This window comes from Candidatus Methylarchaceae archaeon HK02M2, assembly GCA_024256165.1.
Taxonomy (GTDB): Archaea; Thermoproteota; Nitrososphaeria; order Nitrososphaerales; family JACAEJ01; genus HK02M2.
In genome coordinates, this window is record JAKLZG010000022.1 from 1 (window position 1) to 13236 (window position 13236).

Here is a 13236-nt window from a genome sequence, read left to right on the forward strand (position 1 = left end):
TATTTTTTCATTTTAAAATTACATTTCCTAAAAGTGCGGGGGGTGGGATTTGAACCCACGAACCCCTGAGGGACGAGGTTCTGAGCCTCGCGCCTTTGACCATGCTTGGCGACCCCCGCAAGATGTACATTTATGCAATAATATGGCAAATTAAAATTATTAGTATAAATCTAAAGAAAATTAATGCTACATAGACCTATGAATTGATCAGTTAATATTCTTGACAAAGTATTCATTTAAGTGAAAGCGAATACGAACATATAGTTTAAACATAAATAAAGTTAGAAGATATTTGGCTGTATAATTGCCGGGGTGCCTGAGTGGCCGAAAGGGCCGGTCTCGAGATTCGATGCAAGAAAACCGGTGACCCCAACGGGTCTCATGGGTTCGAATCCCATCCCCGGCGTTATATCAAATGTCGAAATCCCTTTTTTATAATAGGATATATATCCACGACCGTCTCTATTAACTGCGGAAATCCTAAAAAAAGAGTTAAAGATGCTTCTCTTCTGCATATAACTAATCGATTAAGCTGACGCTGTTGACATTGTTACATTCTGTAAGGATCTGATTTATTTTATCTTTTAACTAATTCTTTGTTCAGATATACCCTGCTCCTTTTTTTGCACAAGACATGAATTGTCAAAATAGCTCTAATATGGTTGATTCATTTGGATCCTATCCTAAAAGACGTACTTAACAAATATGCAATCATCATGAAGATAGGAAATACATACATTGAACCAAACTGATTTAAACCAAGCGACACAAAAATAACGGGAATAAGTCCGCCAACTATCGTAGCGAAATCATAACTCCATCCGAAAGTACCATAGAAAAAACCTTTATCATGTATTTCGACAGACTCACTTATTCTTGAGAAAAGCCAAACATCTATGAATCCTCCCGCTACTCCGAATAAAATGCTCCCTAAGAAATATTGATGTAATGTTGATGCATTAAATACAACCATGATGCCAACTAAATGACTGATTATACAAGCAGGAACCCAGTATTTTCTTTTAGCCTTGTTAGAAATCATTCCGACTAGATAATTAGTTATAACAAAAAAAAGTGTTTCAAATACGACTATTATTGACACTATGCCAGAACTTAGTCCTAAAGAATTGATAGCAAACCTGGTGAAAAAGAATAAGAACGCAGTGAATACTGCTAGATCCATAGTTTTAAGTACAATAAGCAACGGGATTTTTCGAATGAAAGTAAAAGATGCCTTGACTTTAATATTGGGCGAATCTTTGAACTTTTGCGTCAATTTATAGGTGAAATAAAACAAAATAAACCCGATTATGAATATCAGATAAAAAGCAGTATTTATTCCAAAACTATCTATTATTAACCCTGGTATTAATAATCCGAGTATCCAGCCACTATTTTTTATCGCCCCAAATGTTCCTACTTTTTTATCAGGTTTCTCACTAACGTTTCTAAGACCATAAATTATGATCAATATAAAAAGGAATGCACTAGCCATCGAAGATATTATCTTTAGAAATAATATCATAGGTATGGAATCAGTGAAGCCTAATAAGAAGAGCGTGATGAAGAATAAAAAGGTACAGCCTAGTAAAAATCTTCTTTCTCCGTATTTATCTGTGAGATAACCAAGGTAAGGTTTCAACAAGAAAGAGAAGAAATCACCTATCGTTAATAGAAAACCATAAGTAACTATCGAGATCTCTAACGAAGAAAAGTAAAACACAGGAACGGTTATCGAGAATGCCATCAACATGGTGTGGAAAAAACCGAATCCAGCACCTGAAAATAATCTACCTTTAGTCTCATTCATAGATTTGGATCTCATTGCTCTTTTGATTTAAGAAAGACGATTTAAGACTAATGTTTTATGCTTAAAGCTCTGAACTTAATGATAAATTTGGAAAATTAAATATGACTCCATCCTCGATAAATCATGTTTCGTTCCCTTTTTTAGAGAACAAGAAATTTACGATACACATTTTTAATTTATCAAATCGTATATGATTTATTAAATAATCTATTGACATATATTTAATATATATAGTAATAAAATAATCTGTGGAGAAAATGACTGCTAAAGTTGAATTAAGGAGGGTGCAGACAACAGGCGGTGCAAGTTATATCGTAACCCTTCCTAAATCTTGGGCTTTAGATGTCGGTTTAAAGCCTAAGGATTTCGTGGCTATAATACCTCAATCGGATAGTCTACTCATCATGCCTAGAGGTAAAGTTGAACATGAAGCACTTACTGAAACAGTAATAGAGGTGCAACCCAATACTGAACGTAATGTCGTTGTTAGAGAATATATCTCACACTACCTTGCAGGCTATGATATAATCAAACTACACTTTATTAAGCGCAACTCAATTCTTCAATCATATATCAAAGATATTGTAAGAAGAGTGTTGATTGGGGTCGAGATAATTGAAGAATCTTCTGAAAGAATAACGACCCAATGTCTCTCAAGATATGCCGACCTACCTTTAAAAAAAGCTCTCGAAAGGATGTCCGTAATAGCCTCATCTATGCAGAAAGATTCATTGAAAGCTCTTGTAGAAGGCGATCAGCTCTTAGCAAAAGAAGTTATCATGAGAGACGATGAAGTAGATAGATTTTGCCATTTCATAGTTAGACAACTTAAGATAGTGCTCCAAAACCGATTTATGATAGAAGAGATAGGTCTAAAAAATCCAAAAGATTGCCAAGAATATAGAGGTATAGCAAAAAGCGTTGAGAGAGCTGCCGATCATGCTGTTTACATATCAAAGTATTTCCAAACTTTTGATATGGATCTATCATACGAAGATTTTAATGAAGTAATCGAGATGGGCTCTTTATCTAATACATTATTTGAAAATGCAATGAGGGCTCTTTTCAGGTTTGATCTTGATTTGGCACATCAAACTATTGGAAAAGTACAAACTATATCAAAGCTTGAAGGAGAAATAACAGAAAAACTGCTGACAAATGAGATGGATGTTAAAACTATTTTAGGTCTTAAACTAATTCTCGAAAGTTTAAGACGAATAGCTGAGTATGGAGCAGATATAGCTGAAATAACTTTAAACTTAACAGTGTGAAAATGATGCCGATTTCGATTAAATAAATAGATTGATTGAGTGAATATCTCGCAATAAATAGTTATGGCTTCCATTCCCTTTTTTTAAATTCAAATTCATCCACAAAATTTAAAATATGGGTAATATGGTGCATTGGATGATAAAAATGGCGATTGATCAAGATTTTCAAAGTAATCGAAAGGTTGTAGAAAAGCATGAAGACCATGATGTGTGGGGCCCAGTTAAACCACCTGAAGTGTTGGGTATACACGGCACAGTTGTTGCAGTGGACTTCGATATCTGTATAGCTGACGGGATCTGTTTCGATGTCTGTCCAGTGGATGTATTTAAATGGTTAGATACACCAGGCCATCCAAAATCCGAAAAGAAAGCAGACCCCGTAAATGAGGACGATTGTATATATTGTCGAGCTTGCGAGACTCAATGTCCGGTTGAAGCTATTTTGATAACTGAACCATAAAATAATCAAAAGAAACCTCTAACAAATCTTGTATGGTTTAATAGGATTAAAACCCTTAACGAATATGCTTATTCTCTCATCAATGGTTTCAAGTATTTTTTTCTATCTAGGTTTCCCTAACCTCTCGATAATCTCTAAATAGAGAAGAATCAGATCTGCAATCTTTGCCTGTTTGTCTATATTTTCTTCCTCTTTCAAAGAATAATAAAGTTGACGTAATTTGCTTAAAACTAACACTCTTAGATTTTTAGGAATCCCATTTATTCGAATCATACTTTTAATGGCACTTAAATCTGATAGATCATCACAACTCAAGCATAAAGTTCTGTTTTTATAGCGTACTTGTAAACTTCCACATTTTGGACATGGTTCTCCTAGAAGTGTAGCTCCTTTTTTTATTAGATCTGCCGCATCGCTAACCTTGCCTTTATTAACTTCAGTCAAAGTCTCATAATAAGGTAGACATTTATTGATATGTAAACTTTGGTATTGTCAAGAAATCTAATTATCCGTAATTTTTATTTATAATGACTTGATAGTAATTACAGTTGTTTTTAGGTGGTATTATGACTTCAAAGAAACAGATGGAGAATGAAGAAAAACTTGCTAAATCTGTCAATACACTCCAAACAGTTGCAGATAGCAATATAACTCCAAGAAATATAAGGCGAATCGCTAAAGAATCAATCATAATTCTCCAAGATACAAATTTGAGTATAGGTGTTAGAGCTGCTAATGCTATAAGCCTGCTTGATGAAATATCTCAAGACCCTAATATGCCTTCTTTTGCACGCGTAACAATATGGTCAGCTGTTAGCACACTAGAGAGTATAAGAGAGTGAAAATCAGTTTTTATATTACTTGGGCTAGTTTTTTTACATAAATGAAGTTAAGAATAAAGTACTTGATTAAAGAGGAGGTTTTACACCAAATGTATAAAACGATTAATGTATGGAAAGGGTATAACGGTAATGCAATGTGAGATATGTGGGAACTCTTTAACTGGTAGAGCACTCTTTATACAGATAGAAGGGGCAAAATTGAAAGTTTGTAGCTCTTGTGCAAAGCTTGGCTCACCTGTATCTGATAGGAAAATCATAAAGATGGAGATAAAAAAAACTTCTAGATACGTAGAAGAAACTTTGTTAGAGCTTAGAAAAGATTATTTCAAAGTGATAAAGCAAGAGAGAGAGAAGCTTGACTTATCTCAGGAACAATTTGGGCGCCGGATAAATGAAAAGCCTTCTGTAATTAGGCTTTTAGAGTCAGGGAAGCTAAAGCCTGATGATTCATTGGCCAAGAAATTAGAGCATGCTTTAAAGATAAAACTTCTTTTACCGCCTGAAAACGAATGACTTGATTTTAATTAATCTGCTTAGATAGTGTAGAATTCCTATTGCGACATAACTACATATGGGGATGCTGAGGCTTCTTGCAACAGGTAGGTTTACATTTAGCCTTAAGTAAATAGAATATACTTCTACTAATAGTCGTTCATTAAGTGTATTTAATACTATCCAAATCAATATTAAAGGCACCTTGGACCAAAACGAAAAATTCTCAATGACATTAGACTATATATTTGGTAAAGGAATAAGTTCATCTCTCCCAATAGATAGATTAAATTTCACATTTTCTAAAAGGACTGGTAAAATAAGGAATGCCCTTTTGGATAATAAATTAATAGCTACATTTCGTTCAGATGGAAGTATTATATTAATGATCTATGGAGCTGAACTTTTAGTAAAAAATCCGCATTTTAAAGATAATTGTGTAATGGTAAATGATGAATCAAGAGACTATGTATCAAAAGGGAAGTCTGTGTTTGCTAAGCATGTTATAAGTTGTGGAGATAGAATAAGACCCAAGTCAGAGGTCGCTGTCCTTGATACTAATGGAAAAGTAATTGCTGTTGGTAGAGCTTTACTTTCAGCTAAAATGATGAGGAAGTTTAAATCAGGTGTTGCAGTAAAAGTGAGACAAGGCATAAAAAAATAATAATGTGATCCATTTTCCTCTAATTGACGAATTATGAAGATTAGTGATAGACAAGCTAAGCGAATGTTAGATAAGATGGGTGTCAATCTTGAGCCCATGCCTGGTGTAGAAGAAGTGATCATTAGGACCAGAAATAAAGATATGATCATAAAGAATCCTGACGTATCAGAGATTAAGGCCAAAGGAGTCAGACTTTTCCAAATCGTTGGTGATATCTCAGAAGAGAAGATCAGGGAGGCACCTAAGTTTACTGAAGAGGACGCTTTACTAGTTGCTCAGCAGGCTAATGTGTCCAAAGAAAAGGCAGTTGCCGCTTTGACCGAATCTGATGGTGATTTGGCCAAAGCTATACTAAAGTTAATGTCTTGAGTATGCTATGGAGAATTATCTCTACCTATACCAACTACTCTATTGAATTAAATTTAGATAGATATTCAAAGGAGCCTACATTTTACTCTGATGCTCAGCATTTAAACTATAGATTTTTAATCCATTTAAGACATTAAGATCATTATGGGAAAAGTAAAGGTAAGGACTCCATCAAGGTTGCATACGACCCTCCTTGATCTTAATGGAAAGTTAGGGAGAGTCGATGGTGGGGTTGGCATGGCGCTTGAAGATCCCAACATTACTTTGGAGGTGGAATCTATAGAGAGTGGGTTGATTGTCGAGGGTGATCAAAGTGGCAGGGTTTTTGAAATAGCAAAAAAGATCATTAATACCTATAATTTAAAGAATGGTGTACGTATTCGACTTCTTAAAAGATATGAAGAGCATGTGGGTCTTGGTTTTGGCACTCAGCTATCTTTGGGGGTGGGCTCTGCTTTGACACGTATAAATGGAATTCATGTTAGTCCAAGAGATTTGGCCAATATCGTTCGTAGAGGAGGAACATCAGGAATAGGTGTAGCGGTTTTTGAATTTGGTGGTTTTATAGTTGATGGTGGACATACTTTTGGTCTTGGAAGACAGAAACAAAGTTTTTTACCATCATCAGCTTCTAAAGCTCCTCCTCCCCAAGTGATCTCCAGATTAGTTTTTCCAGAAGATTGGTTGTTGATCGTTGCTACTCCTCAAGCTAGTCAGAGGGTTCATGGTTCATTTGAAGTGGATCTTTTCTCAAAATATTGCCCAATTCCAGTTGAAGAAGTTAGATTATTGTCACATTTGATCTTAATGAAACTCCTGCCTTCAGTAGTCGAGAAGAGTATTGTTGATTTTGGGGAAGCTATATCGAGCATACAGAAGATAGGATTCAAGAGTATAGAGGTAAATCTTCAGTCCAATGCAGTAAAAAATCTCATGAAAGTTATGTTGGATGCAGGTGCTTATGGAGTAGGCCTAAGCTCTTTTGGACCAACATTATACACAGTAATAGATAGTACAAAGAAGGCTAAGATAATAGCCGGTGTTGTTGAAGATGAGATAAATAAAATTGGAGGAAATGTGTTGATAACGAAAGTAAGGAATAAAGGTGCTGAATTAGTCTACTTAAACGAAGCTTGATAGAGGAAATATTTCGTTTATCCTTATTAATATCTTGGCTTCATGTATTATATTATAATACCTTGATAGCATATGTTCGCCTGATTTTAACTTGAATGCTTCTTTTAGCATATCATCTGCTTTTAAAAGATCCATCGATATCACTTCTCTTCTAGTTTCAAGTTTGTGTTTAGCCAATATTTTGCCTATTGCCATATCTGTTGAAGTTAGGTCTTTCTTGATAGCTCCACCCAATCTCATGATAGGCGTCCAAGATCTCGCAAAGATCAATGCTCTATCACTATCAGTATTCTTGAGATAAACCACTCTGTAGTTGGTCTTCTCTCTAACTTCGATTTTGAGCTCTTTAGCTAGTTCCTCATCAACACTAATGATGGCTTTGATTTTTGTAATTATTATGACAGGATTGCCCGTTAAAATTTCTAAAAGTCTCGTTATAGAGCCATCAGTTGTAAGCAATACCTTTTGAACATCCGACAGTTTGTAGCATATCCTTTCTTCTATCTCAGCTATAGAGTTTAGCATTTCATGGATACTCATTCCCCTTAATTTTGGCATTATGAAGAATTTATGAATTAACAGACTTATGAACTGTGCTATCACATTTAACTACATAACGCATAAATTATGGCAGAAACTCTATTTTTTTGAATCTCTTTGTCCGATCTTGAAGGCTTCAGCAGAAAGTTACTATCTCAAGAAATGAGTATTAAAGATGTAAAGAGTAGATTGATAGATCAAATAATGATCTACAAGGATGAACTTAGCTATGAGGCTTCTGGAAGGCTTGCTGATGCGATTCTTGTTGAAGTTAAGAATTCAAAAATTCCCCCTAAATCGAATTTTGTAAACTTTGTTTTAGATTATCCCAAATCAGGGGTTACCATGGGGGTTATGGGTGTTGGATCTAGAGGGGAAGGAGATTTCTTTGTTCATCGTAGATTGGCTGAAATAGCAGGTCTTCCTGATGGAAGTAAAGTACTATTGTATCCACTTTACCACGACGATGCAGGTGCCATCGAAATAAAGGGCAATGTTTTAGTTACAGCCGTAGATGGTATGCACTCTAGACTTAGCGATTTTCCATTCTTAGCTGGCTTTCATGTAACCAGAGCTACTTTAAGGGATGTTTATGTCAAGGGGGCAAGACCAGTAGGAATGTTGATTGATCTTCATCTAGCTGATGATGGAGATGTAAGCAAGCTCTTTGATTTTGAAGCAGGAGTAAGTACTGTTTCTATGCTTACTGAAACGCCGATTTTGACTGGTAGCACATTAAGAATCGGTGGAGATATGGTGATAGGTAATAGGATTACTGGTTGTGTTGGGGCCTTTGGAGTTGCCGAAAACGAGTCCATGCTAGCTGCAAGGCATAAGGTCAAGCCTGATAGTGTGATACTGATGACTGAAGGAGCTGGCGGAGGGACGATCTGTACAGCAGCGATATACTCTGGTAGACCTGATGTGATATTAGAAACTTTGAACATACAATTCGTAAAGTCATGTAAGACATTATTAGAATCAGGGCTAGTTGGAAAGCTTTATGCTATGACCGATGTTACGAACGGAGGTATAAGAGGAGATGCATCCGAGATTTCAAAGATTTCAAAAATCGCCCTTTACTTTGATGAGAAGGAGATTAGGGGTTTGGTTAACTATAAGGTATTAAAGTTGCTGGAAGATAAAGCAATTGATTATCTTGGCGTTTCCTTAGACGCACTTATGATATTCACTCCGGAAGATTATGCCAAAGAAATTATGCAACAAGTCAGAAAGGTTGGCGTGAAGATAAGAAAGGTGGGCTGGGTGGAGAAAGATGTACCTAAAGTAGCCCTAATAACACCTAGAGGTGAAGAGGATTTAACTTTAAAGTTCAGAGAATCCGCATATACGAAAATCAAGAAAGTTGTAGGTGAGAAGGCGCCGTATGAGCTTAATGAATTAAAGAGTAAAGTGGAAGATGTTGCTGAAAAAGCTATTAAGAAAAGAGACAGGGTTATCAAATATCTAACTGGTTAGTAATTAAATTTAACCATATTTTACACTTAGAATGAATAACAATATAGATACGGATGATATTAAGATGATGAAGCCTGATATAAGGTAAAGATTTACTGTTTTTTTAGTGCTAATCTTTTTTCCACTAAGATATATCAGATAAAATCCGGCCGCACCCATCATAACTGTAAAAAAGTTCACGATCGTCTCTATAAGGTTCTGGTATCTAAACAAGGGCACGATTATGTATTGGGCTAAATCTGGGATATTTCCTTCTATTAAAAAATTAATTATTCCAGCTGATAAGATAAGGAAAGCAAACATATAAGCTATCTCTATGATTTTTCTTAAATCTAATCTTTGAGATGTCTTGCTAAGCCTTTTTCTACCTATAACACCCTTCATAATTTCTAAGGTTGTTCTGTAAAAACCTTGAACTCTCTTTTTAATTCCCATTTAATTTCACCTTTCAATAAGATTTATATCTACCTTACTTGATCTATCCTTGCTTTTTAAGCCTTATTAAGACTTATTACGTAAGTTTGACTTTGTTGGACAATTCGGATCTAAGCACATCGTAAAAGATCGCTTTCCTCTTCTTTTAATATGAACGATAGGAGTTAGGCACATTTTACACGTTCTATTTTGAGTAATAATCGTTGCCTTTTGAGGTAAAGGGTATGAGTTATCACATGTAGGATAAGAACTACATCCTGCGAAAATCTTGCTACTCTTTCTTGATCTGATAACCCTTAGTTCACCTTTACATTTTGGGCATACTCCAAGCTTTCTCTCCTCTTTTCTCGAATCCATCAAACCCTTTAACAGCTCTCTTCCCATCATCTTCTCATTCTTTTTAATCTCGTTAAGATTTTCCATCAAGACTTCTACAGACTCTTCGATGACTTCTTCTCTGCTTTTCTTTTCTTTCCTAACGAGCTCCATTTCCTCCTCCAACTTCATCGTCAGCTGTTCGCTGATTATCTTTGGGCAGAAATCTCTCAATGCCTTGATCACTGTTTCTCCTAATTTCGAAACTTCGATACTCTTTCCTGAGATGTAATTTCTATCATACAAAGTTTGTAGTATTCCAGACCTTGTAGCTTTGGTGCCAAGTTTCCTCTTTTCCATCTCCTCAATTATCGATCCTTGAGTGTACCTCTTAGGAGGTGTTGTCAACTTTTCGATCATAAGAATCTCCAAATCCTTTAATATTTGACCAACTTTTATTTCAGGTAGGATTTGATCTTCAAAAGTAGAATACGGTGAATAAAATCTAACCCAGCCAAGTGATATAGTCTTTATACCAGTTGCTATGAATTTATTCTTGCCTACGTATAAAATCACACGCATACTCTCTCTTTCAGCAGGGTCGCCGAAAGTAGCTAAGAATCTCCTTAAAATTAAATCGTAAATCTTCTTTTGTTGTGAGGTAAGCTTTTTTATTGTTGGGACTTCAGAAGTAGGATATATCGCTGGGTGGGCGGGGTCTTTATTAGGTCCTTCAAGAGGAATCAATCTTTCCTTTCTTAGCAACTCATGACATAGACCGCTATACTTCTCCAAAGAGGATAATGCACTTAAAATCTTCTTATATCCTATTCTTTTAGGCAACTTCTGGCTTGCAGTTCTGGGATATGAAATTGCACCCATCTGATACAAACTCTCGGCAAGTTTGATAGTCTGAGCAGGAGAAAATTTAAAATGAGCGTAAGCATGAGACTGTAAATTCGATGTACTTAATGGATACGGGGGTTCTTGCTTGTATTTCTTCTTGGTGATTTCCTTTACTGTTGCATATTTTCCCTCACAATCTTTCAATATTTTATCTGCCTCATTCTTCGCCCATAATCGATTTTTTTCATATAGAGCTGTGAACCTTTTACTATCAGCTCTGCAGTTTAACTCTAACTGCCAATATGGTTTTACAGTAAAATTCCTGATCTTCAACTCTCTTTCCAGTAAAAGGGCTAAAGTTGGTCCCTGCACTCTACCTGTTGAAAGAATCTTGAAACCTTTGTCTGCACTACTCTTCATAGCTAATGTCAAAGCACGAGTTAGATTCAATCCCCAATACCAATCTAACCAATGCCTTGTCAATCCAGCCTCAATCTGACCAAAGTCGAGATGATCTGACATATTCTTATAAGATTCTATCAAATCAATCTTTGTTAAAGTGCTAAATTTCATTCGCTTAGCATCTTTAACGTCACATAAAAATTTCAATATATTTGAGCCAATGACGCTTCCTTCAGTATCAAAGTCACAGCATACGATAAAATCTGTTGCATCTTCTGTTACTTTTTGTATTGTTTCAAAGTATTTTTTAGAGAAGCTCGATTTTTTTTGGACTTCAAAACTCGGTCTCCACTCTGCATCAAAGATAGGATAAGTCCATTCTCCTTTTAAAACAGGGCTTAAGTTAAAGAGATGCCCAACAGCTGCAACAATTGTGTGCTTCTTATTATACCTGATAAATTCATAATAATCGATACCTTGGTCTGATACGACTTTCCTTAGTGTTCCATCCTCTGCTAAAGATTTAGCTATTTTTCTCATAGCATCAGGTTTCTCAGCTATCATCAAGGTATTATTCGCAGAATCACCTGACAAAGACCATCACTTAGTGCGACCTTTATTTTAATATCAGGTCCCTATTAAGTCTCTAACGTACTTATTTCTCAATCGGTTCGATTTTTAGTATGAAGTCTCTAGTGGATAAAAGTTCGCCACACTTCTTACACTTATTATTGTAAAGTTTTAAAATATTATTCGCTTGCTTTAGATCCATGCCAGAATACAGGGGTGTCCCACAATTGTTACAAACTATTTCAAATGGCAACTTATCTCATTTTTTATGGGTAACATAAAAACATTGGCTTATGACTTAACTTTATATATTATTTATAATTTATTCCACTAACTTGATCATATAAATGAATATATCTATTGAATAAATATATAAATTAGATTTAATCAATTATGATGAAAAACGTAACCTAAGATAACGAGGTAAATAAAGAAATGAAAAATTTCAAAGCAAAAATGTTTAATCAAAAAGCTTCAGACCCAAAAAATAGACCAGAACAGATTTTAGAAACCTTATCATTGCAGCTTGGACAAAATATTGCCGATATAGGAGCTGGAGGAGGCTATTTTACTCTTCGATTTGCTGATGCTGTAGGGAGAGAAGGGCAGGTCTACGCTATTGATACAAATCCAGAATTTTTAAAATTTATTAAAAGTAGTGCTATAGAAAAGGGGCTGAATAACATTAAAACAATCCTAGTTACGGAGGATAAATTGATTTTGCCTGAAAAGAGTTTTGATTTGATCTTTGTACGTAACGTGTATCACCATTTACTTAATCGAGTTGATTATTTTAGAAATTTAACAAGTGCACTGAAACTACATGGAAAGATAGCAATTATAGAGTATAAACGTAGTAGACCCTTCAGTTTTCGTAGAATCTTTAGGCATTATGTTCCTAAAGAAGAAATCATAGATGAAATGGAAGAGTCTGGATATCGATTAAACAAGAACTTCGATTTTTTACCTGAACAATCTTTTTCAATTTTTTCCTTGAGAATTTAACTTTGATAACCCTCTTACATAAATACATTCATCATAATCAATAGTCATTTGTTCTTCATCTACAATCTTATCATGCAATTTTATTCCTGTGTTTCTGACAATAACTATGGGTATTCTCTCATCAGCCTCACCCATGATTAATTGAGCGCCTGCACTTATATCGTCGGCTAAAGATCGTCTAGTAACTTTCAGTACGTTATTGAAAAGATCTTTTTTCCCTCTCTCATCTTTGATTGGATCAAAGCCAGCAACCCCTATAGCTATTCCAGAAGTACCTGATCTGGATGGCAATAATCTGCTATCAGTTATGACTATCCCTACCTTCCTACTAGTTTCTAAAAGTATCCTTCTTCTTAGTATCTCAGCTTTTTTAAAGGGCATTCTTGGATAGAGAATAGCCCATCCTGCTTTTACATTAGACCTGTCTATCCCAGCGTTGGGAGTGAATATACCGTACTTTACTGATAAAGCGAAGCCAGGCACCCCCCCTAAAACCACCTCAGACTCCCTTAAGATCAACTCAGCCATACTGCTTTGCAAATGTAACTTTGATGCAAAGTCTTTAGCCTCAACACTTGGAATCACATCTTGAATTTTCA

The 13236-nt window shown here is 35.4% G+C and carries 16 protein-coding genes and 2 tRNA genes; 10 read left to right on the top strand and 8 right to left on the bottom strand.

What is annotated here, in order from left to right; all coding sequences use genetic code 11:
- Nucleotides 1-34: 34 nt before the first annotated feature.
- A tRNA-Leu gene (locus L6N96_01685) sits at nt 35-119 on the bottom strand.
- A gap of 187 nt (nt 120-306) precedes the next feature.
- On the opposite strand from L6N96_01685, the gene L6N96_01690 reads away from it, so the two are divergent.
- Nucleotides 307-406: transfer RNA gene (locus L6N96_01690), tRNA-Ser, on the top strand.
- A 261-nt stretch (nt 407-667) separates the two neighbouring features.
- Here the strand turns inward: L6N96_01690 and L6N96_01695 are convergent.
- Nucleotides 668-1810, bottom strand: a complete 1143-nt coding sequence (locus L6N96_01695) for an MFS transporter (protein MCP8322877.1) — start codon at nt 1808-1810, stop codon at nt 668-670.
- A 257-nt stretch (nt 1811-2067) separates the two neighbouring features.
- Between L6N96_01695 and L6N96_01700 the strand changes: the two genes are divergently transcribed.
- Complete coding sequence (locus tag L6N96_01700; GenBank protein MCP8322878.1) at nt 2068-3081, top strand: phosphate uptake regulator PhoU; 1014 nt, start codon at nt 2068-2070, stop codon at nt 3079-3081.
- Nucleotides 3082-3226: 145 nt separating this feature from the next.
- Nucleotides 3227-3541 (top strand): ferredoxin family protein, encoded by a 315-nt coding sequence (locus tag L6N96_01705; protein ID MCP8322879.1) that lies wholly within the window; start codon nt 3227-3229, stop codon nt 3539-3541.
- A 102-nt stretch (nt 3542-3643) separates the two neighbouring features.
- Here L6N96_01705 and L6N96_01710 read toward each other — a convergent pair whose 3' ends face one another.
- On the bottom strand, nt 3644-3985 hold the full coding sequence (locus L6N96_01710; protein MCP8322880.1) for an autoantigen p27 domain-containing protein: 342 nt from the start codon (nt 3983-3985) through the stop codon (nt 3644-3646).
- A gap of 122 nt (nt 3986-4107) precedes the next feature.
- Between L6N96_01710 and L6N96_01715 the strand changes: the two genes are divergently transcribed.
- The 5 genes from L6N96_01715 to L6N96_01735 all read left to right on the top strand — a co-directional run bounded on the left by L6N96_01715 (nt 4108) and on the right by L6N96_01735 (nt 7045).
- The gene (locus L6N96_01715; protein MCP8322881.1) at nt 4108-4383 is read left to right on the top strand and encodes a UPF0147 family protein; all 276 of its coding nucleotides are present in this window, start codon (nt 4108-4110) and stop codon (nt 4381-4383) included.
- 105 nt (nt 4384-4488) lie between these two features.
- Nucleotides 4489-4896: a multiprotein bridging factor aMBF1 gene (locus tag L6N96_01720; GenBank protein ID MCP8322882.1), complete on the top strand. Its 408-nt coding sequence runs from the start codon at nt 4489-4491 to the stop codon at nt 4894-4896.
- A 208-nt stretch (nt 4897-5104) separates the two neighbouring features.
- Entirely contained in the window at nt 5105-5539 is a 435-nt protein-coding gene (locus L6N96_01725) for a hypothetical protein (protein ID MCP8322883.1), read from the top strand.
- A gap of 33 nt (nt 5540-5572) precedes the next feature.
- On the top strand, nt 5573-5908 hold the full coding sequence (locus tag L6N96_01730) for a nascent polypeptide-associated complex protein (GenBank protein MCP8322884.1): 336 nt from the start codon (nt 5573-5575) through the stop codon (nt 5906-5908).
- Nucleotides 5909-6052: 144 nt separating this feature from the next.
- Nucleotides 6053-7045, top strand: coding sequence for a hypothetical protein (locus L6N96_01735; GenBank protein ID MCP8322885.1), 993 nt, complete (start codon nt 6053-6055; stop codon nt 7043-7045).
- Here the strand turns inward: L6N96_01735 and L6N96_01740 are convergent.
- A complete protein-coding gene (locus L6N96_01740; protein ID MCP8322886.1) occupies nt 7031-7585 on the bottom strand; it encodes a chorismate pyruvate-lyase family protein in 555 nt (184 codons plus the stop codon). The two genes, L6N96_01735 and L6N96_01740, sit on opposite strands and share 15 nt — an antisense overlap.
- Nucleotides 7586-7702: 117 nt before the next feature.
- Here L6N96_01740 and L6N96_01745 point away from each other — a divergent pair, with 117 nt between their 5' ends.
- Nucleotides 7703-9064 carry an AIR synthase-related protein gene (locus L6N96_01745; protein ID MCP8322887.1) on the top strand — a complete coding sequence of 454 codons (1362 nt, stop codon included), beginning with the start codon at nt 7703-7705 and terminating at the stop codon, nt 9062-9064.
- Nucleotides 9065-9073: 9 nt separating this feature from the next.
- On the opposite strand, the gene L6N96_01750 is transcribed toward L6N96_01745, so the two are convergent.
- The 3 genes from L6N96_01750 to L6N96_01760 form a co-directional block, all read right to left on the bottom strand.
- Nucleotides 9074-9499, bottom strand: coding sequence for a hypothetical protein (locus tag L6N96_01750; GenBank protein ID MCP8322888.1), 426 nt, complete (start codon nt 9497-9499; stop codon nt 9074-9076).
- A 66-nt stretch (nt 9500-9565) separates the two neighbouring features.
- Complete coding sequence (gene topA / locus L6N96_01755) at nt 9566-11656, bottom strand: DNA topoisomerase I (GenBank protein ID MCP8322889.1); 2091 nt, start codon at nt 11654-11656, stop codon at nt 9566-9568.
- 61 nt (nt 11657-11717) lie between these two features.
- Nucleotides 11718-11885: a hypothetical protein gene (locus L6N96_01760; GenBank protein ID MCP8322890.1), complete on the bottom strand. Its 168-nt coding sequence runs from the start codon at nt 11883-11885 to the stop codon at nt 11718-11720.
- A gap of 182 nt (nt 11886-12067) precedes the next feature.
- Here L6N96_01760 and L6N96_01765 point away from each other — a divergent pair, with 182 nt between their 5' ends.
- Nucleotides 12068-12637 (top strand): class I SAM-dependent methyltransferase, encoded by a 570-nt coding sequence (locus tag L6N96_01765; protein ID MCP8322891.1) that lies wholly within the window; start codon nt 12068-12070, stop codon nt 12635-12637.
- Here the strand turns inward: L6N96_01765 and L6N96_01770 are convergent.
- Nucleotides 12614-13236: coenzyme F420-0:L-glutamate ligase (locus L6N96_01770; protein MCP8322892.1), on the bottom strand; the 623-nt coding region annotated here is incomplete at its 5' end. The two genes, L6N96_01765 and L6N96_01770, sit on opposite strands and share 24 nt — an antisense overlap.